The sequence below is a fragment of the Reyranella massiliensis 521 genome (assembly GCF_000312425.1).
Classification (GTDB): domain Bacteria; phylum Pseudomonadota; class Alphaproteobacteria; order Reyranellales; family Reyranellaceae; genus Reyranella; species Reyranella massiliensis.
The window spans coordinates 3401863-3425145 of the sequence record NZ_HE997181.1 but is presented as its reverse complement, the minus strand read 5'-3'; the positions used below and the strand labels follow the sequence as shown (position 1 = coordinate 3425145).

The window sequence follows — 23283 nt, the reverse complement described above, 5'->3', positions numbered from 1 at the left end:
GGTCCAGCCAAGCAATGTCGAGGAAAATCCGTGTCGCGTGCCGACCGCGCCCAAGGCGCCCCCGAGAATCGCCCCCTGTCAATCGACCGTATGGCTGGCTGGCCGGCCCTTGCGTCGCTGGTCGAGGAGGCAGGCCGTCCCCTGGTGATCGAAGCATTGCGTGCCTGGGTAGAGGCCAAGCGCGGCACACCTGATGTCGCCGACGAGCTAGCCTGCGCGCGCTGGTGCGCTGCCCGCCTGGCCGGCCTGGTGCGGCCGTCCCAACGCCGGGTCTTCAACCTCACGGGTACGGTGCTGCACACCAATCTCGGCCGTGCCGTGCTGGCCGAGGAAGCGATCGCGGCGGCCGTCGAGGCGATGCGCTCGCCGACCACTCTGGAATACGACCTCGGCGGTGGCGCGCGCGGCGAGCGCGACCAGCATGTCGCGCCCTGGCTCTGCCGCCTCACCGGCGCGGAGGCGGCGACCGCGGTGAACAACAATGCGGCCGCCGTGCTGCTGGCGCTGGGCGCATTGGCGGCCGGTCGCGAAGTCATCGTCTCGCGCGGCGAGCTGATCGAGATCGGCGGAGCCTTTCGCATTCCCGACATCATGGCGCATGCCGGCTGCCGGCTGGTCGAGGTCGGAACGACCAACCGCACGCACCTGAAGGACTATGCGGCGGCGATTGGTCCGGACACGGCTGCCATCATGAAAGTTCATCCGTCGAACTATGCGATCCAGGGCTTCACCAAGTCGGTCGCTGCAACGGAGCTGGTGCCGCTGGCGCGCGAAAAGGGCCTGTCCCTGATCGAGGATCTCGGCAGCGGCACTCTGGCCGATCTCGACACCTGGGGTTTGCCGCACGAACCCACGGCACGCGAGGCGATCGAAGCCGGCGTCGATGTCGTGACCTTCTCCGGCGACAAGCTGCTGGGCGGACCGCAGGCGGGGCTGCTGGTCGGCCGTCGCGCCTTGATCGAACGCATCGCGCGCCATCCGCTGAAGCGGGCGCTGCGCCTCGACAAGGTGCGGCTGGCGGCGCTGGAAGCTACGCTCCGGCTCTATGCCGATCCGGCACGGCTCGTCGAACGCCTGCCGACGATTCGTGCGCTGGCGCGGCCTGCCGAGCAGATCAGGGCGCAGGCCGAACGCCTGCTGCCCGCCTTCGCGCGGGCGCTTGCCAGCCTGCAGACCTCGATCGAAGAGGTGCGCGGGCAGATCGGTTCCGGTGCGCTGCCGGTCGATCTGTTGCCGTCGTTTGCGCTCGCCGTCCGCGGCAAGGGCCTCGACAGGATTGCCGATGCCTTTCGCGCCCTGCCTATCCCGGTGATCGGTCGCATCGCCGACGGCACGCTCTTCTTCGACCTGCGCACATTGGACGACGAAGTGGCTTTCGCTGCGCAACTGGACAAGTTCGATGGCGTGGCTGGCTAGACTCCTCGACCGCGCGCCGCCTCGGGACCGCCAGATGGCCGACGCGCTCGCCGCCTGGAAGAGCGGAGACTATGGCGTGGCGCTCGATCTCTGGGCGCCGCTGGCGCAGGCCGGGCTGGCGCGTGCCCAAAGCAACATGGGCGCGGCATTTCTCGAAGGCCGTGGCGTCGAGCGCGATCCGGCCAAGGCCGCGGCCTGGCTGCGCCTCGCCGCCGATCAGGGCGATGTCGGCGGTCAACGCAACCTGGCGCTTTGCTACTACGAAGGCTGGGGCGTGCCGCAGGATCAGGTCGAGGCAGCGGCCTGGTACGAGAAGGCCGCCTTGCAGGACGATGCGGAGGCCCAGGACATGCTGTCCTGGATGAAGCTGCTGGGCGGTGGCTGTCCGCAGGACTATCCGGGCGCCCGCCATTGGGCGGAAAGGGCGGCAGCCCACGGAAGCGCGGCGGCGATGGCGCGTCTGGGCGACATCCATCACAACGCGCTGGGGGTCGCGCGCGATGTCGATGCCGCGGCCCGCTGGTGGGGCGAGGCGGCTCGGCGGGGCCATGCCGAAGCGCAGGCGATGCTGGGGGCGGCCTATCTTGCCGGCAAGGGCGTGCCGCGCGATGTCGTCGAAGCCTTGCACTGGCTGCTGCGCGCCGAGGCCGGAGGGGAGGGCGAACTGGCGGCCGGCTTTCTGCGCGAGGCCCAGGCGCACGCCAAGCCGGCACAACGTACAGAAGCCGAACGCCGTGCCGCGGAGAAGCTGCGATGATTGTCGGGACTGCAGGCCATATCGATCATGGCAAGACGGCCTTGGTGAAGGCGCTGACCGGCGTCGACGCCGATCGCCTCAAGGAAGAGAAGGCGCGCGGCATCACCATCGATCTCGGCTACGCCTACAGCGATCTCGGCAGTGGCCATCAGCTCGGCTTCGTCGATGTGCCGGGCCACGAGCGCTTCGTGCACAACATGCTGGTCGGCGCCACCGGGATCGATGCGGCCCTGCTGGTCGTATCGGCGGTTGAAGGCATCAAGCCGCAGACCGTCGAGCATCTGCAGATCGTCGATCTGCTCGGCCTCGATCGCGGGATCGTCGCTCTCACCAAGGCCGATCTCGCCGACGACGATCAGATCCTCGACCGTATGGCCGAGGTCGAGACCCTGCTGTCGTCGACATCGCTGGCCGGGGCGGAGATCATTCCGGTCTCGGCGTTGACGGGACAGGGCGTCGACGAACTGAAGGCAAAGCTCCTGGCCCTGGGCGAAAGCGGCAAGGGCGCCTCGGGCTTTGCACGCCTGGCGGTCGACCGCTGCTTCGTGCTCTCGGGTGCGGGTGTCGTGGTGACGGGCACCGTCCATGCCGGCGAGATCAAGGTCGACGACCGTCTGCTGCTGACGCCGTCGGGGCTGGAGGCGCGCGTGCGTTCGCTGCATGCGCAGAACAGGCCCGCCGAGATCGGCCGGGCCGGCGAGCGCTGCGCGCTCAATCTTACGGGTGCGCGCCTGTCCAAGGACGCGATCCGGCGTGGCGACTGGGTCGTGAGCCCGGAGCTGCACGCGCCGACCGACAGGATCGACGTGCGGCTCAGCCTGCTGGCCTCGGAAGCCCAGCCGCTGAAGCACTGGTCGCCGGTTCACGTCCATCTGGGCGCCGCTCATGTCATGGGACGTGTTGCCCTTCTCGAGGGCGAAAAGCTTGCGCCGGCCGGCACGGCGCTGGCGCAGCTCGTCCTTGAGGAGAAGGTGGGAGCCCTTGCCGGCGATCGCGTGATCCTGCGCGATCCCTCGGCCACGCGCACGATTGCCGGGGCGATGGTGATCGATCCCTTCGGCCCGCCGCGCAATCGGCGCGCCGAGCGCCGTCTGGCTCAGCTTGGCGCCCTTGGCGAGGCCGATGGCGAAGCGCTGGCCCGACTGCTGCGCCTGGAGGCCAGCCATGTCGACCTCGCGCGCTTCGGCCAGTCGCGTAATCTGCGTCCGGCCGAGGTCGAGAAGCTGTTGCAGGCTGCCGAAGGTGTCGGCCTCGCGGGCTTCGGCTTCCTCGCCACGACGCTGGCTCGGGCGAGGCAAGACGTTGTCGACACGCTGAAAGCCTTCCACGAGAGCAAACCCGATGCGCCGGGCCTTCAGGCGGAGCGGTTGCGTGTCGGCTTGAAGCAGCGCTGGCCGGCGCCGGTCTTCCAGGCGCTGCTCGATCAGGAGATCCGCGCCAAGACGGTCGTGGTCGATGGCCCTTTCCTTCGATTGCCCGGCCATTCGCTCACTCTCGGCGCGCGCGACGAAGCCCTTTGGAAGAAGATCTCGGCGGAGATGGCGCGCGACCGCTTCAAGCCGCCGCGCGTGCGCGACTTTGCCCAGGCCTATGGGGCGCCGGAACCGGATGTCCGCAAGCTGTTGCAGCGTCTGGGCAAACTCGGCCGAGTCGTCGAACTGGCGCCGGATCATTATTTCCTGCGGCCGACCGTGGCCGAGATGATCGGCATCGCGCACGCCTTCGGCCATGATTTCACCGCCGCGGAGTTTCGCGACAAGCTCGACAACGGTCGCAAGGTCGCAATCCAGATTCTCGAATTCTTCGACCGCCAGGGCATCACCGTGCGTCGTGGCGATCTCAGGCGCACCGTGCCGCAGAAACTCGAGCGCTACGGTCCGGTGACGACGGCGCCCGTGGCGGCGGGTTAGGTCTGCGGCTTCGGCGCGGGGCCGCTCAAGCTGGCCTTGGCGCCGTCGGGCCCTGTGAACAGCGACAGCAGAAACCCATGCTCCTCGTGCGGTTCGGCGCCGATGTCGATGCCGTGGGCCGCAAGCTCGGCCCGCTTGGAAGCGAGATCGGGAACGCGCAGGCCCGGCAGCCAGGTGCCGGCGGGATTGGCCGGCGAGGCGGGCTGCAGCGCCAGCCGCGTCGCGCCGGTATCGAACTCCGCCCATTCCGGTGTCTGGAACTTGAGCTTGAGGCCGACCGTGTCGCGCCAGAAGGCCACGGCAGCGGCAAGATCGGATACGTTGGCGATGACGTATTTCAGTTCGATGGACATGGAGTCGCTTCCTTCGGTCGACGCGTGACAACCCCCATATTATGGGGAATTATCGGCCTTGGAGGAGAATCGCTCCCGGTGGGGCGGCTGGCCTTCAAAGCCAGAGAGGGCCGTTAGCCGGTCCTGGGTGGGTTCGACTCCCGCTCTCTTCCGCCAATTCCCGTTTCCCCAGTCCAGCGCCGGATCTCGTCTCCTGCGACGACGAGATCGACGGCACCGATCATGCGCTCCGAACGCGCCTGAGACTCCCCTGGTAGCCTTCGTTCGTGCGAAGAGGGGGCTACCAAGGAGATGCACTTGATCGAGCGAAGAGGTCCCTGGAGCGTCGCGTCGAGGCGCGAGGTCTATGACAATCGATGGATCGAGGTCACGCACCACGAGGTCGTCACCCCGTCGGGCACGCCCGGTATCTATGGCACGGTCCATTACAAGAACCTGGCGCTTGGCGTGTTGCCGATCGACCATGAAGGGAACACCTACCTGGTCGGCCAGTATCGGTTCGCTCTCCGGGAATACAGCTGGGAAATCCCCGAAGGCGGAGGCGCGCTCGACGGAGATCCGCTGCAATCGATTGCACGCGAGCTTCGGGAGGAAACCGGGCTTCGCGCCGAGCGCTGGCACAAGCTGCTGGAGTGCGATCTCTCCAATTCGGTGTCCGACGAACGGGCGATGGTGTTCCTGGCCTGGGACCTGTCTCAAGGCGAGGCCTCGCCGGAACCTTCGGAAGAACTGGTGGTTCGCAAGGTGCCGCTGAAGCAGGTGTTTCGGATGGCCGATGCGGGAGAGATCAGGGATGCAATAAGCCTGCTTGCCCTGCAGGCCGTGGAGCGGTTGCTGTTGAAGGGCAGGCTGCCGGGGCTTCTTGGCCCGGGAGCGTCTGGCTGGATTTGACGCACGATGACGCGTCGGCAGGAGATTGCCTGCGGCGCAGCGTGGCCTCTTTGCGGTCATGGCAGGAAAGCCGACGCTCGTTAGGTGCTTGAGCTGGCTCGGGTGGACCGCGTAAAATCAAGCTGCGCCGGCCTGTCCGGCGGCCTTATTTCTCTCCACATGCAGGAGTCGAGCCCGTCGATGCGTCCCTTGATTGCCGTCATGTTGCTGGCGCTCGCTGGCTGTGGGGCGTATCCGCACTATTCGGATCCGCGCCTCGCCACCAAGATCAACGACCAGTATGCCTTGCGGGACGCGTGTCTTGCCAAGAACGCGGAGGCCAATCTCAACAGCAGTTCGAGCGCCACGGAGATTGCGCGCACCATCAGCCTGAGCTGTCAGTCCGAGACGAACTCGCTGATCGCGGTCAGCAATCCCTACAACGACCCCAGGATCAGTGCGGCAATTGAGCGGGATACCCAGTTCAGGGCGACGGGATATGTTCTGAGGGCGCGTAACGTTGGCACACCGGACTAGCCGGCAAGGCGGTGTGGATAAGGCCTGGTTGCGGCGCAACCGTTTGAAGCTCCCAGCTTAGAGGTCATTGTGCCTGACGAGGAAGATGCCAAGATGGCACTTGCTAATCTCATGATCCGGAAGGCGGGCCTGATCCGCACGATTCGTCATGAAATGCAGAAGCAAGGGGTCGTCTATTGGGCGGGTCTCACCGAGATCCTGGAGGCTATCGAGCGCGCCAAGAAGCAGGAATAAGAAGTTCACCAGGTAAGGAGTTGCACATGGTCAGATCAGCATGGACGGCCGTCGGTGTCGCGGCGCTAGTGGCCGGCACGGCAATGGTCACTCAGGCGCAGTCTCCGGCTGCGCCCGGTACGCCGGGTGCCGCCGGCAAGAGCGGCGCCAATATCGGATCGCTGACCTGCAACGTGGCCGGCGGCATGGGCTTCGTCTTCGGCTCGTCGAAGGACCTCAACTGCCTGTTCGCCCGCACCGACGGCGTGGGCGAGCGCTACACCGGCTCGATCAACCGCTATGGCGTCGATATCGGTTTCACCAAGGATTCGCAGATCGTCTGGCTGGTCTTTGCGCCCGGCAACATCGCCAAGGGCGCCCTGGCGGGCACCTATGCCGGCGGCACCGCCCAGGCGACGGTCGGCGTCGGTGTCGGCGCGAACGTCCTGATCGGCGGCGGCAATGGCCAGATCACCCTGCAGCCGGTCAGCGTCGAAGGCAGTACGGGCGTGAACGTGGCGGCGGGCGTCGCCGAGGTCGTGTTGAAGGCCGCGAAGTAACGGCCCAGCGTAGCGCGCACTTGCCGGCTGCCCGAAGCTGGGGTCAACTTCGGGCATGCCGAGCGCTGCCGCCGATACTCTGATTGCCCGCCTGCAAGCGGACTGCACCGCGGCCGAAACTGCGGAGCGTGCCGTGCGGGCCGCGGTCGAGGCGCAGATCAGGGAAGCCGAGCAGGCCCGCGCCTTCGCTTGGCGCCGCTTGAGTGCTCTTTCCGACATGGCCCGAATCGCCGCCCTGGAGCCCGACCGCGAGGCCGCTGTCGAACGTCAGCTCGAGGCGCTGTTCCGCGACATTGGCTGGATCGAAGGCGGACTCGCCGAGCTGGGCGAGGGTGCGCGGCCGTTGATCGATTGGCTGCGGCCCATCGCCGAGGCGCTCCATGCCGCGGCCCACCCGTCGCCGGACGAAGCAGGCGAGTCGGCGGAGCCGCCGGTTATCGCCGATCCGATTGCAGCCTTCCGCGCCTTCGAAGCCTGGTACGAAGCCGAGCGCGGCCAGCCCTTTCTGCAGGTCTTCGAGCGTTACGTGCCGCCCACGCCAGTGGTCGAGTTCTAGGTCCGGGAGCGGCCGATGAAGACCGACTTCGAACATTGGCTGACCGCTCAATTCGGAGAGACCGGACCCTTCACTCTTTTCATTCTTCTGATGAGAATCGGTGCAAGCGATGCCGTTCCGTTGAAGTCGAGCTATGCCCATCTGATCGGCGACGAGATGACTTGGGGCGAGATGCGCGGCTTGCTCGACAGCGCCGGAACGCCGTGGGACGGGGTCGCTTTCTTCGTGGGCCTCGGCCATGCTGGCGGACCGCTGGCGGATGAAGCCGCTCGGCGCAAGCTCGGCGAAGTCGAGGCCGACGTGCAAGGCGATCCACTGACGCTCAATCGGGGACGATTCTTCGACCGCGAAGGCCGACAGCTCCGGATCGACGAGGCCGCGGCATGACGGCAGCGGCTTCACAACCGGGCTCGATTCATCGCACAGCGCGCCGCCTCACCGCGGAGGGCAGCGAGGCGCTGGACGAGATCGTGGCCGAGGAAGTCGCCGTGGCGCTGGTCTACAACGGCATCAGCCATGCCGTGATGATGGCCACGCCCTGCGATCTCGAGGATTTTGGCCGCGGCTTCTCCTTCACCGAGCGGATCGTAGAGAAGGCGTCGGAAATCTACGATATAGACGTCGAGGACATGCGCGATAGCGCAGGCGTGCGCGGCATCGAAGTGCGACTGGAGATTGCCGCCCAACGCATGGTCGGCCTTCAGAAGCGGCGACGTACGCTTGCCGGGCGCACCGGCTGCGGCCTGTGCGGTGTCGACAGCCTGGAGGCGGCATTGCGGCCGGTACCTGTCGTGACGGCCTTGGGAAGCGTACGGCGTCAGGCGATCGAGCAGGCCATGACGACTCTGCCGGGCGAGCAACGTCTCAACCGGGTCAACGGTGCGACCCATGCGGCCGGCTGGGCAAACCCTGACGGCGGACTGATCGCAGTGCGCGAGGATGTTGGCCGGCACAACGCCCTCGACAAGCTGGCCGGCGCGCTGATGGCCAGGACGTCCGCAGGAGCGGCTTTGGAGCCGGGCGGCTTCGTCGTCGTCACCAGCCGGTGCTCTTACGAGATGGTGCAGAAGGCGGCCGCGCTGGGTGCGGCCGCGATTGCCGCAGTTTCGGCGCCCACCTCTCTTGCCATCGAAACGGCCGAGCAGGCGGGCATCGCTCTGGTTGCCTTCGTACGCGAGGGGCGGCTTACTGCCTACGCCCATGCCGATCGAATCATCGCATCGTGAATAGGGACGTGAACAGTCGTCGCGTCTTCGGCGTCACCGGCTGGAAGAATGCCGGCAAGACCACGCTCGTCGAGCGGCTGGTCGCGGAGTTCGTGCGGCGGGGCTGGCGCATCGCCACCATCAAGCATGCTCATCACGACGTCGACATCGACCAGCGTGGGACCGACTCCTGGCGTCATCGCGCGGCCGGCGCTTCCGAGGTCGCACTGGTCGGCGGCCTGCGCTACGCCATCATGCGCGAGACGCCGGAACCGACGCTTGCGGAAGTCCTGGCGAGGCTCGCGCCTTGCGACCTGGTGATCATCGAAGGCTACAAGCGCGAACCGCATCCCAAAATCGAGGTGCGGGCCGATCACGCGCAGCCGATGGCACCGGGCGATGCGAAGATCGTGGCCATCGCCGCAGACAGCCCGCCTTCCGATAGGTCGCTGCCCTGGTTCCGGCGCGATGATATCGGCGCAATCGCCGATTTCATCGCAGGGTGCGTTTCAGACCAGCAGGCTTCGTAGGAACAGGATCCACGACATCGGCACGGTGGCGCGCGCCGCCTGCATGCGCAGCAGCATGCGGCGGTACTGGCGGTCGCCCAGCGCCGTGATAAAGCGCTCGCGGTCGCGTTCCATGGCCGCCAGCATGCGGTCGAGCATCACCGCATGGGTGTTGCCCCAGTTGCGGCTGGAGAGATGCAGCCGGCCACCCAGCACCGGATTGTCGGCGGCGCCATTTCGACCATGCAGACGGTAGGAATAGAGCGGCTCGTCGATCAGCAGCGAGCCTGCCACCATCTGCGCCATGACCACGATGTAGAAGTCCATGTGCAGGCGGAAGGTTTCGTCGTCGTCGGGGAAGACGAGGTCGATCAGCGAGCGCCTGAACATCATCGACGAGGTGCTGACCCACACCCAGTGCACGACGCGCTTTGTATAGAGGCGGTAAGGCGTCTGCTTGCGCCAGTCGGCCTTGCCGTTGGCCGTGTCGATCTTCGGCACGCGCGCCGGATCGATCGGCGTGAAGGCCTGGTCGCGGTCCACCCGCGAACGCTCGTGGCCGAACCAGTAGACGCAGCCCGCGATCAGCGCGCCCTGGCCGTCGATCAGCCGCGCGTTGCAGGCGGTGAAGCCGATCGCATAGGTCTCGTTGAGATGGGCAGCGAGGTGGCGCTCGAGGAAATCCTCGTTCCAGAGATCGTCGGAGTCGAGGAAGCAGACAAAGGTCGCGCGCGTCTCCGCGAGGCCGCGGCGCGTGGCGCCGGTCTGGCCGACATTCTTCTCCAGCCGGACATGGCGGAAGCGCGGATCGTCGAGCTCGGCCAGGGTGCGCTGCACCTCGGCAACCGAGTCATCGGTCGAGGCATCGTCGACGATGACGCATTCGAAGTCGCGCAAGGTCTGGCGCGCCACCGAGCGGATGGCATCGCCGATATAGTCACGGCAATTGTAGCACGTGACGACGACCGAGATGCGCGGGAGCCTGACGTCGCTCACTTCGCGGACGGACCCAGGAAGTCGAAATCGACGCCTTCGTCGGCCTGCAGCACGGTCTTGTGGAACAGGCCGGTATAGCCGCGGTCGCTGCCGGGATGAGGCGGCGGCGCCTTCCAGGTCTTGCGCCGGGCGGACAGTTCCTTGGCGCTGACGAGCAGTTCGATCTTGCGGTTCGGCACGTCGAGCGTGATGCGATCACCGGTCTTCACCAGCGCCAGCGGCCCACCCACGGCAGCTTCCGGCGCGATGTGCAGGACGATCGTGCCGAAGGCCGTGCCGCTCATGCGCGCGTCGGAAATGCGGATCATGTCTTTCACGCCGGCGCGGGCGAGCTTCATCGGAATGGGGAAGGAGCCTGCCTCGGGCATGCCAGGGGCACCCTTCGGACCAGCATTGCGCAGGACCAGGATATCGTCGGCCTTCACGTCCAGCTTGGGATCGTCGCCGCGGGCGGCAAGGTCCGCCAGCGAATCGAACACCACGGCGCGGCCGGTATGGGTCAGAAGGGCCGGCGAGGCGGCCGCGTGCTTGATGACGGCGCCGCGCGGCGCCAGGTTGCCACGCAACACCGCCATGCCGCCGGTCGGCTTGATCGGGTCCTTCGGCGTGCGGATCACGGTCTGACCGGGCACCATTTCGGCCGCGTCGATCACCTGCTTCAGGGTCTTGCTGGCGACAGTGCGGCACTTCTCGTCGAGATGGGTGCGGATCTCGCGCATCAGCCGCGAGTTGCCGCCGGCCCAGTGGAAATGCTCCATGTAGTGATCGCCCGATGGCTTCAGGTCGACCAGCACCGGGACCTTGCGGCCGATCGCGTCGAACTCCTCCAGCTCGATCTCGATGCCCAGTCGCCGCGCGACGGCGGTGAGATGGACCAGGGCGTTGGTCGAACCGCCGATGGCCTGCAGTACGGTCAAGGCATTGCGGAAGGCACCCTTGGTCATGATCTCGCTGGGCCGGGGACCCTGCTTGATCGCCATCTCGGCCGCAAGCCTGCCGCTGGCCTCGGCGACGCGCAGACGGTCGGAATGGGTGGCAGGGATCGAGCCGCTGCCCGGCAGGCCCATGCCCAGGGTCTCGACGATGCAGCCCATGGTGCTGGCCGTACCCATCACCATGCAGGTGCCCTTGGTCGGCGCCAGCCGCTCGCTCACCTGTTCGATGTCCTGCTCGGAGAAGGTGCCGGCGCGATACTGGCCCCACAGACGACGGCAGTCGGTACAGGCACCCAGCACTTCGCCCTTGAAGTGACCGACCAGCATCGGTCCGACCGGCAGCACGACGGCTGGCCGGTCGGCGCTGGCGGCGGCCATGAGCTGGGCCGGCAGGGTCTTGTCGCAGCCGCCGATCAGGACGACCGAATCCATGGGCTGCGCGCGGATCATCTCCTCGGTGTCCATCGCCATGAGATTGCGCAGGAACATGCTGGTTGGATGCGAGAAACTCTCGTGGATCGACACGGTCGGGAAGACCATGGGCAGGGCGCCGGCCAGCATGACGCCGCGCTTCACCGCCTCGATCAGGTCGGGCACGTTGCCGTGGCAGGGATTGTAGTCACTGAAGGTGTTGGTAATGCCGACGATCGGACGGTCCAGGGCATCGTCGGAATAGCCGCCGGCCTTGATGAAGGCCTTGCGCAGGAACAATGAAAATCCGGCATCGCCATAGGTCGCCAGCCCCTGGCGCAGCCCGGTTGCCTTCTTCGATGCAGCGCGCGCAGAACCGTCTCCGCGCTTGGGCGCGCGTCGCTTGGCGGTGGCCATGGTCGATCTCTCCCTGTCTCAGCCTATTTTGTCAGGTTGGTGCATCACCGACCAGACCGGCTGCCCACTTGGCGTGTGCCGCGGCGTCGCGACCACCGGAAATCGTGCGGGCGAGTTCGAGGCCCATCACGGCGCCGAACTTGAAGCCATGGCCCGAGCAGGGCGACATCACCCAGCCGCGTGCGCCGTGCTTCTCGACCACGAAGCGCTCGTCGTCGGTGACGCTGTAGAAGCAGACCTTGAGCTGCTCGATGCGCCAGTGCTCGAAGCCCTTGAGCAGGCTGCGGCAGCGGTCGAGCAGCGGGCGCATCTCCTCTTCGCTGGCCTCGCGGGCAGCATCGGGATCGCCTCTGCGGCTGAACTCGTGGTCGCCGATCTTCATGCCCCGCCCCTCGGCGGGCGGCACGAGGTAGAGGCCGACATCGCCCGTCTTGTCGATGATCATAGGCCCCGTGGCCCACGCGGCACGCTGCTCCGCCGGAAGATCGAAGTAGATCACGACCTGGCGGGATGGCACGACTCTCCCGGACAGGGCCGGCAGCAGGCGAGGCAGCCAGGCACCGGCAGCGACGACGACCGCATCCGCCGCATGCTTGCCCCCTGCAGCCGTGGTTACGCTTCCGTGCTCGAGATCGACGTCGCGTACCGGCGTATCAGTATGCAGCCGAACATTGGGCCGTGTGCGAAGATGGCGGACGAGGGCGCCGACGATGTCCTGCGCGAACAGGACGCCGCCGGTTTCCATCCAGTAAGCGTGTTCGACGCCCTTGGTATCGAGCAAGGGAAAGCGACGCGGCAGCTTGTCCACCGCAATCTCGGTCATGGGCTTGCCGATACGTGCCAGCACAGCAGCCGAACGTTCGGCCCAGTTCGCGCCATTGCCGGTCAACGCCAGTGTTCCGGTCGATGCGTACAAACGTTGCCCGAGGTCACCCCAGAGCAAGTCCCAGGCGACGAACGCCTCGTCGATCATGCGGGCATAGCCCGCGTGGTCGCCATAGGGGTGGCGAATGAGCCGGTGCTGATCGACCGACGACGCAAGCGGATTGGGCAAGGGGCCCTGCTCGAACAGCTCGACCTCGTGCCCGTTGCGGGCCAAACCCCATGCGGTGCTGAGGCCCATGATGCCGCCGCCGACAATGATCGTTTTCATGATAGTCTGAACAAAAAGAGGGGTGGAACGCTGGCCGAATTTGCCTGAAAGGTCGCGTAGCGCGAAAACGCGGCGGCGACCAGTTTCTCTTTCCACGATTCGGCGCAGCACAAGCGACGTCGATGCAAATTGTACGCAGCGGCGTCGCGTCTGCCATCTTGATTCTTGAAAATTGTATTGCCTTCGACGTTGATGTCGTCGAGGGTTACACAACCGTAGCGTAGTGAGGGGGACGAACATGGCGATGACCATGCTGCAAATGTCAGGCGTACAACCTGCGCCGGCCACGACGGCCGACGGCGTTCTTCTGATTATCGACGCGCAAAGGGAGTATACGGACGGCTTGTTGCCGCTTGTCGGCGTTCAGCCAGCCGTCGAGGCGTTGGCCGTTTTGCTGGAGAAGGCCCGGGCGGCAGGTACGCCGGTGGTCCATGTTCGTCATCAATCGAAGGGCAAGGCATTCAACCCGTCGTCGACCGGCTACGAGATCGTGAAGGAGCTTACCCCGCGGTCCGGCGAGACAATCATCGACAAGGGCCTGCCCAATTCTTTCGCCGGCACCGATCTCGCCAAGCACCTGACGTCGCTCGGCCGCAAGAACCTGCTGGTGGGCGGCTTCATGACCCACATGTGCGTCTCGGCGACGGTACGGTCCGCGACCGACCATGGCTATATGTGCACGATTGCGGCCGACACGGTCGCCACGCGCGATCTGCCTGATGCCATGGGCAGCGGCACGGTGTCGGCCGCCGACCTCAACAAGATTACGCTCGCCGCGCTTTCCGACCGTTTTGCCTGGATCGTGCCGACGGCTACGAAGATCGTCTAGTGGAGGAAAAGGCGGCGTCGGCAGCAGCCGGCGCCGCAGGTCGATCAGGTTGCGCTGGTCGACTGAGGGATGGCGGTGGTCCTGGGCTGATCGACCTTGTTGCCGACATGGCTCATGGCGACGATGGCGGCTACGGCGATCAGCGACGCGATGAGCGTGTATTCGACGGCGGTGACGCCTTCTTCGCCTTTCACCAGGCGGCTCAAAATGCGCAGCAAGTGAATCTCCACGAAAAAATTCTTGATCCGCGGCGTCAACGATTGCACCGAACGCCGGAAGGGGTGGTATGTGCCCCGCTTCGATGAATAAGTTCTCGAAGGCAGGATATTGACGCCAAACCCTGTTTCAACGCAGGAATTGTAACAACATCATCACCGCGCACGGCGGCGAAGCTCGTGCTATCGTTCGCCTACAGGGAGGCGTGTCATGAAATCAATTCTGACAATGGCCTGGACGGCAGAAGATCCGTCCGCTTTCGATTTGGCCGCCAAGATCGCCCGGACTTTCGGAGCGCGTCTGATCGGTCTTGAACCACCATCGTATGGCGTGATGAGCATGGCCTGGGCTGATGCCGGCATGGGGGCTCCCATCGGGGGCGGCCTCGCCGAGGATGCCGAGGAGCGTCAGCGCGTCGCTGCGGTGAAGCAGGCGTTCGATCAGCGTGCGGCCGGCCTTACGTCGGAGTGGCGTAGCGCCGACGATAGTGGCCCGACGGCAATCGGCACGATCGGCCGTGCCTACGACCTCATCGTCCTGCCGCAGCCGGGCGCATTGCCTAAAATGCCGGAAAGCGTGTTCGAGACGGCGCTGTTCGACTCGGGCAGGCCGATTCTCGTGGTGCCGCCGGGCGCGACCGGCATGGTCGGCAAGCGTATCCTCTTTGCCTGGAACGGCTCGACCGAGAGCGCCCGGGCGATCTCGCTCGCCATGCCGGTAATGGCGGGCGCCGAGGCGATCGAGGTGCTGAGCGTCGAGGGCGCGATGGTGCCGGGACCGACTTCGGCCGAAATTGCCGAATCGCTGAGGAGTCACGGCCTTAACGTGACGAGCCAGCATGTGAAGGCTGGTGCGAAGTCGGCAGGCCAGACGATCATCGACCGGGCGCAGGCACTGGGCGCGGACCTGATCGTGAAGGGTGCCTATACGCAGAGCCGTCTCCGCCAGATGATCTTCGGTGGAGTCACGCGCGATCTCATCCTGACGTCGCCACTACCCGTGCTCTTTTCCTACTGACAATCCGCCGCCGGTGCCTCGGCCGGCGGCCATGGTAGAAACCGCCGCATGACGGCAGGCCCGACCAGGACCGATTCGCAGCGCAAGTGGCGTGCGATTGCAGCTGCTGTGATTCTGGTGGCGGTGTTCGCCGTTGGCCTCCTGTGGCCGTTATACGAAAACGCGACCACTGCCGGTCCAACGGTGGACGAAAAGCTGATCGCCTTGCGTACAGAGCGCGCGGCCTTGCAGGCCCGTGCCGATGGCGTCGCGCGGGTCGAGCTTCTCCATGCCCTTCGTGTCGCCGGCCAGCTTTCCGACATGCTGATCGCCCGAGACGAGGCTCATCGCGAGCGTGCCTTCGATCGGTTGCCGGAGCGTCGGCGGCAGTCCTTCGCCGTGCTCGACGCCTTGAATGCTGTCTTGCGCGATGCGCTGGAGCGTCCGGGCGAGGGCGCACGACTGGCTGTTGCACAGGTGGCTGCGCAGGCGATGGGCGAGGTCGAGCGTTTCGCCACCGCGGGCGATGGCCCTGTTATTCTGTCCTATACGCCCAGCTTCGTGGCGCCGCGCCACGCCGCCGCCGAACTCAAACTGGCGCCAGACCAGACGGTGCCGCCGCTGGCCGATGGGGAGTTGCGTCTCGACCAGCGTCGGGGCGGCGGCGAGGGCCGTGCCCAGCCGGCAGTGCCGCGCTACGTGCCGCCGTTCGCAGCTGCCAATGGCGACGATCCGCCGGTCGAGGTCGAAGTCGTCGGCCTCCATCTGGCGGCAGGCCGCGGCGCCGTCCCGGTGCTGACGATCGGCGCCTGGCGCGGCGAGGCGAGCGTCACGCCGGGGCGCCTGCGTTTTTCCGTGCCGCGTAGCGTCATTCCGACCGAGGCCACGCGAACGCGTTTCACCACAGGTTCGCTGGCGCTCCGCCATGCATCGCGCACGGTAAGGTTCCAGCTCCTTTTCACGGTGCTGCCCGACCGTCCCGGATCTTTCGCGTTCGACCAGAGGATCCGCACGACCGAACCCGAGACCAACACGCAGGTCTCGCCCGAAATTCTGGCGCGTGCGCCGGCGGGCGAAACACGTACCGTCCGGCGTTGCTTCGATCCCCCGCAGGGATGGCGCTTCGACATGGAGAAGCGGCGCGTCGTCATTGTCGAACGGCTGGGTTGGGTAGACGATGTCCCCGACGAAACCATGAACGGGGGCTCCGTGGAGTTCGTCGCGTCGGATTCGCCGGAGCAGATTTGCCTGGCCGTGGTGGCCCGGCCAGTCAACAAGGACGCCCGAACCGCCACGATCGGTCGTTTCGAGGCCACCCTCGTGCAGGACAAGCCGGTCGAACGCGTCGTGCAGAGCGGTGTGCGCGCCCTCGACTGGGACGAGCCGGCGCGCGTACCCATCGAGCCCGGAATGGCCGAATGGAAACTCTACATACGCCTGTTCGACGAGATCGACCGGACGTTTGGCGGCAAAGCGGATGCGGGAGCACCGCCGTCCGGCGTCGCGTTTCTCCGTATCGCAATCGACGACGAAGGCCGGTTGCTGGTCTTGCGGGCCGACCCGGAAGCAGGTCCCTGACTAGCGGCTGCGCGCCTCGAAGCGCAGACGGCGCTTGCCCGTATCGTCGCTGAGATCGAGGACGGTGCTCGCGATCTGCGCAGAACGCACCGCATTCAGCGCGTCGATAAACCGTCGCTCCATGGCCTGCGCGGGAGGCGGGCAGGCCATCAGAGTCATCGGGCCGGCGACGAAGCGCAGTCCATCGGGGGTGAGTTCGTAGGTGCCGCCAAGGCTGTTGCAGCCGCTCGAACTCGAGAACCTGCCTTCATCATCAAGACGCAACGTCGGACGCCGTCGCCAGTCGTCGAAGGTTACTCTCTCCCCATCGATCTCGACCAGACGCCACTCCGTGTCGCGCAATGCCGCACCTCGCGTCGGCAAGGGCGGGCAGGCGCCGTTGGGTTTCAGGCTCAAGAATTCTTCGACCTCGACTCCGCTGCGATCGACGAACTTGCCGATCACCTCGACATAGAGGCTGGCCTCGCGTGACGGCGTCGCCTGCGTCCAAGCCCGCTCGAGGTCGGGCTCGGCGCCGCCGGGCGTAACTCCATAGGTGCGCCCGGTGAAGCATTCGGTGAACAAGCCGCCGTCCTGCGCGTCCCGGTAGAGTCCTCTCAGTTGGAACTTGCCATCGATCAGGTCGGGCGTGTTGGCCAGCGTGAGCTCGACGCCTTTGTCGTCGATCAACTTGCCGTTCCCGATCTCACGGTAGGCATGCCGCAAATTATCGCCGCCGCGAATCACGAGGCGAACGCCGCCATCCACTTCCTGAGCCCACTGTCCGAGGTCGAGGACCGGCTCGGCGACGCCGTCGCGCTTCTCTCGCAGACGGAACGTGCCGTCGGGAAACAGGGTGAGGGTGCTGTTCGGGCCGGTGAACGTCCGCGGCGGCTCGCCTGGCCGACCAGCCGCGTGACAGCGTATCGAACGTCCCGCCGCCGTCAGGGTCGCCTCGCGCGCACGACCGCGCAGTTCGTAATAGCCGTCGGTATAGAGAAAGCCGGTATTGGTGTTTTGCCGCGGCAGCTCGATGTCGGGCTCGCCGGGCATGCGCAAGGTGGCGAGATCGCCATCGCTGGTGAAATGCGCGGAAAAGTCCGGGCCACCCGGGCAGGCGTACGCCACGTCGAGACCGGGCGGAGGTGTCGGGCCCGTCGGAGGCGCCGGCGACGGTTGGGGCGTCCCGGTCTGTGCCAGGGCGGGTGCTGCGATCAGGAGCAGGAGCAGTGCCAGGGCTTTCATTGGCTCGACTCCGGAATGTGACCATCGGCCGACATTAGCACGGCAACCGGGCGCGTGGTCTCGAACTGGGCCAACACGATCAGCGCCACCACCATGATGGGTACACAGAGGAACATGCCGACTACACCCCAAATGGTACCCCACAAGACGAGTGAGACGATCACGACCAGCGGCGAGAGGTTGAGCGAACGGCCCATGATCGCAGGTTCGATGACATTGGCCGTCACGACCTGGATGGTACCGAAGACGAACAGCACGATCAGAAACGGCGTCAGATGGTCGAACTGCACCAAGGTCAGCAGAGCGGGCGCGACGATCGCCAGGATCGAGCCGACGGTGGGGATGTAGTAGAAGAAGAACACCATCACCGCCCAGAAGCCCGCGAAGTCGACGCCGACCGACGACATCACGACATAGGCCAGGGCGGAAGTGGCCGTCGCCAACGTCGTCTTGATGCGGATGTAGATGCGGATTTCCCGGTCGATGCGGTCGAGCACGGCCCGAACGCGCGCTTCCTGGCCGTCGCCGTGGAAGACGGCGGCAAGCTTGCGCTGGAAGTGGATCTGCTCGACGAAAAGAAACAGCGTGTAGATCAGGATCAGGCCGGCGACGCTTACGACGGAGGCGGCGGCGGCGGCCACGCTGCCCAGCGTCTCGGCCAGGCTTACGCGCGCGAACAACTCGGAAAGGGTAGGCGCCTGCTCCATCCCGATGAGCTGCGCACCCTGTTCGATCAGGTGGGTGAGCCGGTTTTCGTAGTTGGGCACCGCCTCGACAACGGCGCTGACATTGCGGCCGATGGTGCGGCCGACGATCCAGAACAGGCCGCCGATGATCAGGATGGCGGCAAGCAGGGCCACCGGCTGCGGCAGGCGAAAACGGCCGAAACGCGGCTGGCGGAAAGTGTCGGCCAGGGCGTCGATCATGTACCAGAGCACGATACCCAGCACGATCGGCAGCAAGAGGCCACGGCCTGAGATCAGCAGGAAGAGGGTCGCGGCGACTACGATCGCCCACAGAGCAGCGCGTTGCAGCGTCATGCGCGCACTATAAGGGCCCGAAATGAATCTTGGGAGGCAGGAGCCGTTCTAGCCCAGCCTGGCCGCAAGCGCCGCTCGGCCGAGCGGGGTCAGCTCGACCTTGTGTTCGCCCCGATCGCCGCCGCTCTGGCAGACAAAGCCTTCGGCGCGTGCGTCTTCCCATACGGGAAAGCGCGGGCAGGAGCTTTGCCAAGCGTCCAGGACCTCTTCTCGGCTGCGCGGCCGGGCAGCCACCCATTCGAGGAATTGCACCATGATAAGGCTTGGGGCGGACACAGTCGGCATGCTGTTATTCTACCGTCCCAGTCAGGCGGAAAACAGGGCCTGCGCCCGCTACTGGAAACCGCAGCTCTGCGCGGTGACGCCCACCGTCGCCCACCGGCTGCCTTCGCGGTGGCAGCCGTTCACCCAGACCCCCGAGAAGACCTGGCCATCGGCTCCCACCCACCTGCCATATCCGTTGGCGACGTCGTTCGACCAATCGCCTTCGTAGCGGGTGCCGTTGTTCCAGACGCGCAGGCCGCGCCCCTGCATCTTGCCGTTGACGAAATCGCCTTCGTAGCGGCCGCCATCGGCGAACAGCAGCGTCCCGCGTCCGGTACGCTGGTTGTCCTTGAATTCGCCGATGTAGCGGTTGCCATTGGGCCACACATAGGCGCCCTGGCCGTTGGGGCGGCCTTCGCGGAATGGGCCGGTGTAGCGGCCGCCGCTAGGAAAGACGTAGGTACCCCGGCCATCCCGTTCGCCGGCCTTGAATTCGCCTTCGTAGCGCGCGCGGTTGGCGTAGGTGATCTTGCCGGTACCCTCGTAGAGCCCGTCCTTCATCTCGCCCTCGTAGCGCTCCGCAGGCTTGCCATCCCGGGTCCATTGCAGCACGCCCTTGCCCTGCGCCAGACCATGCTCGCAATCGCCCGACCAGGTGATCCCGACATTGGGTTCGGCGTTCATGCTCACGACGGCACAGCCGGTCGTCGGATCCCTGATCTCGTCGCTGGCCCCGGCCGCTCCGGGCGCGGGAGGAGCGCCGGGGAAGGTGCGGGGCGGCAAGGTGCTGCCCGGCGTGCCGAGTTCGGGTATCGGGCGAGAATTTTGCGCCGCCGCCGCCGACGCGAAGGCGAGCAGCAGCAGGGTCGTCCAGAAAGGGATGCCGATCACATCCGACATTCTATCAGAGATCGGTGCAAGGAACTCCGGCGGCCGTGTTTCGTTCTTATCCTGCTGCGGCCCATATCGCCGCGAGGGAAGGTGATCAGGTGGATAGCCGGCAGCTCGATGATCAGGGAAAAGATCCTGCGGTCGCCGCCGTCCTCAGCCATGGCGCTCGCGTCCTGCCTGCGGTTACGGTCGATACCTACAACGAAGAGCTGCGTGACTCGGAAGGGTTCGTCGGGGATCGCGCCAGCGGACGCGCCTTCCGGGCGATCCTCGACGACTGGCGCGAGCGGCTCGTGAAGACATTGGGCGAAGACCCGTTCGGCGATACGCCGACCGACGAGATCTCCAAATCCAAACTCGACAAAGCCCTGGCCGGCGACGAAACCGTCGCGGCGGGCCTCGTGCATACAGCCGTCGAGGAATTCGCCCATGAGCTGGCCACGGTAGTGCGCCGCTTCCTGCGCCTCGAGGATTGGCGTGGGACAGAACGTATCGTCGTGGGGGGTGGCTTGAGCTCGAGCCACATCGGTCAGCTCTCCATGGGACGTGCCCAGATCATCCTCGCAGGCGAAGGCACGACGGTCGAGCTGCGGCCCATCTCCAACCACCCCGACGAAGCGGGGCTGATCGGTGCCGTCCAACTCGCACCAAGCTGGATGCTTGCGGGGCACGATGCCATCGCGGCGGTCGATATCGGCGGCACGAACATCAGGGCCGGCATCGTCGAACTGAAGATGCGCAAAGGCGATGTCTCCAAGGCCGCCGTCTGGAAGTCGCAGCATTGGCGGCACCGCGACGACGAGCCTGACCGCGAGGAAGCCATCCAGCGTTTGGCGGAGATGGTAACCAGTCTGATGGAACGCGCAGCCGACGCAAAGCTCAAGGTCGCGCCTTTTGTCGGCATCGGCTGTCCGGGTCTGATCGACGAGCACGGCTCGATCCTGAACGGCGGGCAGAATCTGCCGGGCAACTGGGAGGAGGAAGGCTTTCGTCTTGATGCGACGTTGGCAGGGAGGCTGCCGCGCATCGACGGTCACCAGCCGACGGTGTTGATTCACAACGACGCCGTGGTGCAGGGCCTCAGCGAAGTGCCTAACATGGAAGATGTCGGCCGATGGGGTGTGCTCACCATCGGCACGGGCCTCGGCAACGCGCGCTTCACCAACCGGCCGAGCGAATAGTGTCGGTTGGTCGTTAGCCTAAAAGCTGGCGTCGTTGACGATTTTCAGTGTTTTTTCCCGCAGCACGCCGACGCATTCGCAGGCGCTGCGTTCCAGGGCGGCGCGGTCTAGGACGGTGATGCGGCCGCGCTGGTAGCGGATCAGGCCAGCCTGCTGCAACTGATAGGCGATCAAGCTCACCGTCGGGCGGCGAACCGCCAGCATCTGGGCAAGAAAATCGTGCGTCAGGCGAATCACGTCGTCGCCGATACGGTCTTGCACCTGGACGATCCAGCGGCATAGCCGGCGCTCAGCCGAATGAAGGGCATTGCAAGCCGCGGTCTGTTGCATCTGCGCCATCATCAATTCACTGCTGAGCAGCGTCATCTTGCGCAGCGCCGGACTCCGTTCGGTGAGGTTGCGCAGGTCGGCGACAGGCAGGCGCCATGCGGTTGCGTCGATCTGCACGACGGCCCGCGCGGTGGCACGATGATTGCCGAACGCGGCGAGCGCACCGAGGATGGCCTCGCGACCCAGCGTCGCCGTCTCGATCGCGGCACCATCCTGCATGGAGGCGACGAGCGAGATCATCCCGCTTTCTACGAAATAGGCGTGTTCAACGCGCTGATCGGGCTCGTGCAGGACCAAGCCCTGGGGCAGGCGATGAAAGGACATCAGGCCGCTTATCATCGCGAGATCCGATGCCGGCAGTGCTGCCAGAAAGTGATTCTTAGGCTCGAAGACGGACGTCACTACGGCTGTTTCTTCGTTGTTCTTCGGGGCCCGGCAGTGATTGTCTCGCGTATCCGGTTGGGCGGTCATCGGAGCGAGATGACTGTAGGTCGGCGACTGAGGTTCAGTCGGTTCCGTAGCGAACGTAGGGCGAAAGGCACGTCTTGAGTTCATAAGATGATCCGTCGTCAGTTGGACGAAGGTTGGAGGGATACGGGATCAGAAGGGCAGGGATCGTCCATGCGGCAGCCGGCGCCCCAGGCGATCCCGTTTGACGGGAGCAGCCGGCGCGTCCACAACCTTTCCCTTGGTTTCGTCATCGGTCAGGGCAGCCTCCGCGTGGCGGCGACCCAGGGTGGTGAGTCTGGGGCCGGTCGGGCCATCGCGCAGCAAGCCGAGCAACTCCAGGCGCAACCGATGCGCAGAAGGCAGCTTTACTGCCTGTCCGACGGACAAGGCGCGTAGAAGACGTTGCTCCTCGACACTGATCCGCATCTGTGCGGTCGGCATTTGTCTCGGCTCCTTCGTGGTTCAGCCAAGCAACGTGCCGTTCGGAGGCGAGTTCCCTTTTAAGGGGCGTGATTCGGGGCGTCCGGGTGCCGACCCGGCACAAAGAACGCACATCGGCTCCCCGATGGAGCCATAATCCGCCCTGTTCGTTATGGAATGGCGTCGCTGCAGAGAGGTCCTGAGTTTGAGCAGCCTGGAAGGACGTACCGTGCTGGTCGTCGAAGACGATCCGGCAATTGGCCTCGATTTGCGGATGGCGCTGGCGCATGTCGGGGCCATCGTTGCCGGGCCAGCGGTATCCACAAGTGCTGCCTTCGCTGCAATGGCCGATCAGGCCATCGATGCGGCGATCCTCGACATCCGCCTGAAGAACAACGAGCTGGTCTTTGCGGTAGCCGATGCGCTGGCGGCTCTACGCATCCCCTTTGTCTTTGCGTCGGGACGGTCAGCCTCTCTGATGCCCCTCAGGCACAACGACCGGCCCTTCTTCGACAAGCCGTTCCAGTCGGCCGAGGTGGTCGACGCGCTAGGACGGCTCCTCGATCGGCCAGCACCATAGCTACGGGTGGAAAACGTGCGTCCATGACGTCCGTTCGCTGCCCATGTTTACCTGGGTGAACATGCGGCGCTCGTAGCCCGATCCGCACTTGTCGGAGCGGATGGTGAAGGCGTGGGGGCTGATACAGAGCGGTACGGCGCCGCCCCATTCCCGGCCCGACCGTTTGTCCTGCGCATAGACAAGGTAGGAGAGGTACCTGAGAGGCGCCTGCCACAACATCGTGCAAGCGCCGGGCGGAAGTTTGTACCACCCCTCGGAAATGATGATCGGCTGGCCGTTTTCGGTCGCGCCGGTGTTCACGGCTTTGGCGACTTCGATTTCGCTCGCCGTCTGATTGCAGACCTGAAAGCCCGGCGGGCCAGGCCGGCGCTGCTGAGCCGCGAGCTCGGTTGCACCGCACAAAGCGGCAGAAATCACCAGAATTGCAGCGATTCTCATACTCTCCCCCGCTGGCCGCAAACGAAACTGCGACGGCAGTGGCCTTTT

At 65.7% G+C, this 23283-nt stretch carries 28 protein-coding genes and 1 tRNA gene; 17 read left to right on the top strand and 12 right to left on the bottom strand.

From position 1 onward, the window contains the following. The first annotated feature begins 90 nt into the window (after nt 1–90). The 3 genes from selA to selB are packed head-to-tail and all read left to right on the top strand — an operon-like array spanning nt 91 to nt 4083. On the top strand, nt 91–1416 hold the full coding sequence (selA, locus tag BN60_RS16725; protein WP_043285926.1) for an L-seryl-tRNA(Sec) selenium transferase: 1326 nt from the start codon (nt 91–93) through the stop codon (nt 1414–1416). Between the two features lie 34 nt (nt 1417–1450). After that, the gene (locus BN60_RS16720) at nt 1451–2173 is read left to right on the top strand and encodes a tetratricopeptide repeat protein (protein WP_202949820.1); all 723 of its coding nucleotides are present in this window, start codon (nt 1451–1453) and stop codon (nt 2171–2173) included. Next, nucleotides 2170–4083, top strand: a complete 1914-nt coding sequence (selB, locus tag BN60_RS16715) for a selenocysteine-specific translation elongation factor (protein WP_020697249.1) — start codon at nt 2170–2172, stop codon at nt 4081–4083. Before BN60_RS16720 ends, selB begins: the two co-directional genes overlap by 4 nt. Here selB and BN60_RS16710 read toward each other — a convergent pair. After that, nucleotides 4080–4436: a VOC family protein gene (locus tag BN60_RS16710; protein ID WP_020697248.1), complete on the bottom strand. Its 357-nt coding sequence runs from the start codon at nt 4434–4436 to the stop codon at nt 4080–4082. The genes selB and BN60_RS16710 overlap by 4 nt on opposite strands. A gap of 60 nt (nt 4437–4496) precedes the next feature. On the opposite strand from BN60_RS16710, the gene BN60_RS16705 reads away from it, so the two are divergent. From BN60_RS16705 to mobB, 9 genes are all read left to right on the top strand, one after another. Next, nucleotides 4497–4592: transfer RNA gene (locus BN60_RS16705), tRNA-Sec, on the top strand. A gap of 135 nt (nt 4593–4727) precedes the next feature. Continuing rightward, nucleotides 4728–5327, top strand: coding sequence for an NUDIX domain-containing protein (locus BN60_RS16700; RefSeq protein WP_051150143.1), 600 nt, complete (start codon nt 4728–4730; stop codon nt 5325–5327). 102 nt (nt 5328–5429) lie between these two features. Beyond that, the gene (locus tag BN60_RS16695) at nt 5430–5843 is read left to right on the top strand and encodes a hypothetical protein (protein ID WP_148283442.1); all 414 of its coding nucleotides are present in this window, start codon (nt 5430–5432) and stop codon (nt 5841–5843) included. A 93-nt stretch (nt 5844–5936) separates the two neighbouring features. Beyond that, complete coding sequence (locus tag BN60_RS30960; RefSeq protein WP_020697245.1) at nt 5937–6077, top strand: hypothetical protein; 141 nt, start codon at nt 5937–5939, stop codon at nt 6075–6077. A gap of 26 nt (nt 6078–6103) precedes the next feature. After that, nucleotides 6104–6616: a DUF992 domain-containing protein gene (locus BN60_RS16690; protein ID WP_020697244.1), complete on the top strand. Its 513-nt coding sequence runs from the start codon at nt 6104–6106 to the stop codon at nt 6614–6616. 55 nt (nt 6617–6671) lie between these two features. Then, entirely contained in the window at nt 6672–7172 is a 501-nt protein-coding gene (locus BN60_RS16685) for a hypothetical protein (protein WP_020697243.1), read from the top strand. Between the two features lie 15 nt (nt 7173–7187). Next, on the top strand, nt 7188–7559 hold the full coding sequence (locus BN60_RS16680; protein ID WP_020697242.1) for a hypothetical protein: 372 nt from the start codon (nt 7188–7190) through the stop codon (nt 7557–7559). Next, on the top strand, nt 7556–8398 hold the full coding sequence (gene fdhD / locus BN60_RS16675) for a formate dehydrogenase accessory sulfurtransferase FdhD (RefSeq protein WP_020697241.1): 843 nt from the start codon (nt 7556–7558) through the stop codon (nt 8396–8398). Before BN60_RS16680 ends, fdhD begins: the two co-directional genes overlap by 4 nt. A gap of 8 nt (nt 8399–8406) precedes the next feature. Continuing rightward, complete coding sequence (gene mobB / locus BN60_RS16670) at nt 8407–8907, top strand: molybdopterin-guanine dinucleotide biosynthesis protein B (protein ID WP_020697240.1); 501 nt, start codon at nt 8407–8409, stop codon at nt 8905–8907. Here mobB and BN60_RS16665 read toward each other — a convergent pair. From BN60_RS16665 to BN60_RS16655, 3 genes are read right to left on the bottom strand one after another with little or no spacing between them, the layout of a single operon-like run. Next, the gene (locus BN60_RS16665; RefSeq protein WP_020697239.1) at nt 8887–9882 is read right to left on the bottom strand and encodes a glycosyltransferase family 2 protein; all 996 of its coding nucleotides are present in this window, start codon (nt 9880–9882) and stop codon (nt 8887–8889) included. The two genes, mobB and BN60_RS16665, sit on opposite strands and share 21 nt — an antisense overlap. Next, complete coding sequence (locus BN60_RS16660) at nt 9879–11645, bottom strand: IlvD/Edd family dehydratase (RefSeq protein WP_020697238.1); 1767 nt, start codon at nt 11643–11645, stop codon at nt 9879–9881. Before BN60_RS16660 ends, BN60_RS16665 begins: the two co-directional genes overlap by 4 nt. A gap of 31 nt (nt 11646–11676) precedes the next feature. Then, nucleotides 11677–12798: an NAD(P)/FAD-dependent oxidoreductase gene (locus BN60_RS16655; RefSeq protein ID WP_020697237.1), complete on the bottom strand. Its 1122-nt coding sequence runs from the start codon at nt 12796–12798 to the stop codon at nt 11677–11679. 238 nt (nt 12799–13036) lie between these two features. Here BN60_RS16655 and BN60_RS16650 point away from each other — a divergent pair, with 238 nt between their 5' ends. Continuing rightward, nucleotides 13037–13627: a cysteine hydrolase family protein gene (locus BN60_RS16650; protein WP_020697236.1), complete on the top strand. Its 591-nt coding sequence runs from the start codon at nt 13037–13039 to the stop codon at nt 13625–13627. Between the two features lie 44 nt (nt 13628–13671). Here BN60_RS16650 and BN60_RS30455 read toward each other — a convergent pair whose 3' ends face one another. Continuing rightward, entirely contained in the window at nt 13672–13845 is a 174-nt protein-coding gene (locus BN60_RS30455; protein WP_202949819.1) for a Flp family type IVb pilin, read from the bottom strand. A gap of 208 nt (nt 13846–14053) precedes the next feature. Here BN60_RS30455 and BN60_RS29035 point away from each other — a divergent pair, with 208 nt between their 5' ends. Next, on the top strand, nt 14054–14860 hold the full coding sequence (locus BN60_RS29035; protein ID WP_083856145.1) for a universal stress protein: 807 nt from the start codon (nt 14054–14056) through the stop codon (nt 14858–14860). 48 nt (nt 14861–14908) lie between these two features. Further along, the gene (locus BN60_RS16635) at nt 14909–16417 is read left to right on the top strand and encodes a serine/threonine-protein kinase (RefSeq protein WP_020697233.1); all 1509 of its coding nucleotides are present in this window, start codon (nt 14909–14911) and stop codon (nt 16415–16417) included. On the opposite strand, the gene BN60_RS29030 is transcribed toward BN60_RS16635, so the two are convergent. From BN60_RS29030 to BN60_RS29025, 4 genes are read right to left on the bottom strand one after another with little or no spacing between them, the layout of a single operon-like run. Further along, entirely contained in the window at nt 16418–17641 is a 1224-nt protein-coding gene (locus BN60_RS29030) for an META domain-containing protein (protein WP_051150142.1), read from the bottom strand. After that, nucleotides 17638–18681, bottom strand: a complete 1044-nt coding sequence (locus BN60_RS16625; protein WP_020697232.1) for an AI-2E family transporter — start codon at nt 18679–18681, stop codon at nt 17638–17640. Before BN60_RS16625 ends, BN60_RS29030 begins: the two co-directional genes overlap by 4 nt. A 48-nt stretch (nt 18682–18729) precedes the next feature. Then, nucleotides 18730–18966, bottom strand: coding sequence for a hypothetical protein (locus tag BN60_RS16620; protein ID WP_043284018.1), 237 nt, complete (start codon nt 18964–18966; stop codon nt 18730–18732). Between the two features lie 48 nt (nt 18967–19014). Further along, a complete protein-coding gene (locus BN60_RS29025) occupies nt 19015–19845 on the bottom strand; it encodes an MORN repeat-containing protein (protein ID WP_020697230.1) in 831 nt (276 codons plus the stop codon). 89 nt (nt 19846–19934) lie between these two features. Here BN60_RS29025 and BN60_RS16610 point away from each other — a divergent pair, with 89 nt between their 5' ends. Next, entirely contained in the window at nt 19935–21017 is a 1083-nt protein-coding gene (locus tag BN60_RS16610; RefSeq protein ID WP_020697229.1) for an ROK family protein, read from the top strand. Nucleotides 21018–21035: 18 nt separating this feature from the next. On the opposite strand, the gene BN60_RS16605 is transcribed toward BN60_RS16610, so the two are convergent. After that, on the bottom strand, nt 21036–21749 hold the full coding sequence (locus BN60_RS16605; RefSeq protein ID WP_020697228.1) for a Crp/Fnr family transcriptional regulator: 714 nt from the start codon (nt 21747–21749) through the stop codon (nt 21036–21038). Nucleotides 21750–21947: 198 nt separating this feature from the next. After that, nucleotides 21948–22238, bottom strand: a complete 291-nt coding sequence (locus BN60_RS30450) for a hypothetical protein (protein WP_148283441.1) — start codon at nt 22236–22238, stop codon at nt 21948–21950. A 184-nt stretch (nt 22239–22422) separates the two neighbouring features. On the opposite strand from BN60_RS30450, the gene BN60_RS16595 reads away from it, so the two are divergent. Then, nucleotides 22423–22797: a response regulator gene (locus BN60_RS16595; protein WP_148283440.1), complete on the top strand. Its 375-nt coding sequence runs from the start codon at nt 22423–22425 to the stop codon at nt 22795–22797. Here the strand turns inward: BN60_RS16595 and BN60_RS29020 are convergent, their stop codons facing one another. Next, on the bottom strand, nt 22798–23235 hold the full coding sequence (locus BN60_RS29020) for a DUF1036 domain-containing protein (protein WP_020697225.1): 438 nt from the start codon (nt 23233–23235) through the stop codon (nt 22798–22800). Between the last annotated feature and the right edge of the window lie 48 nt (nt 23236–23283).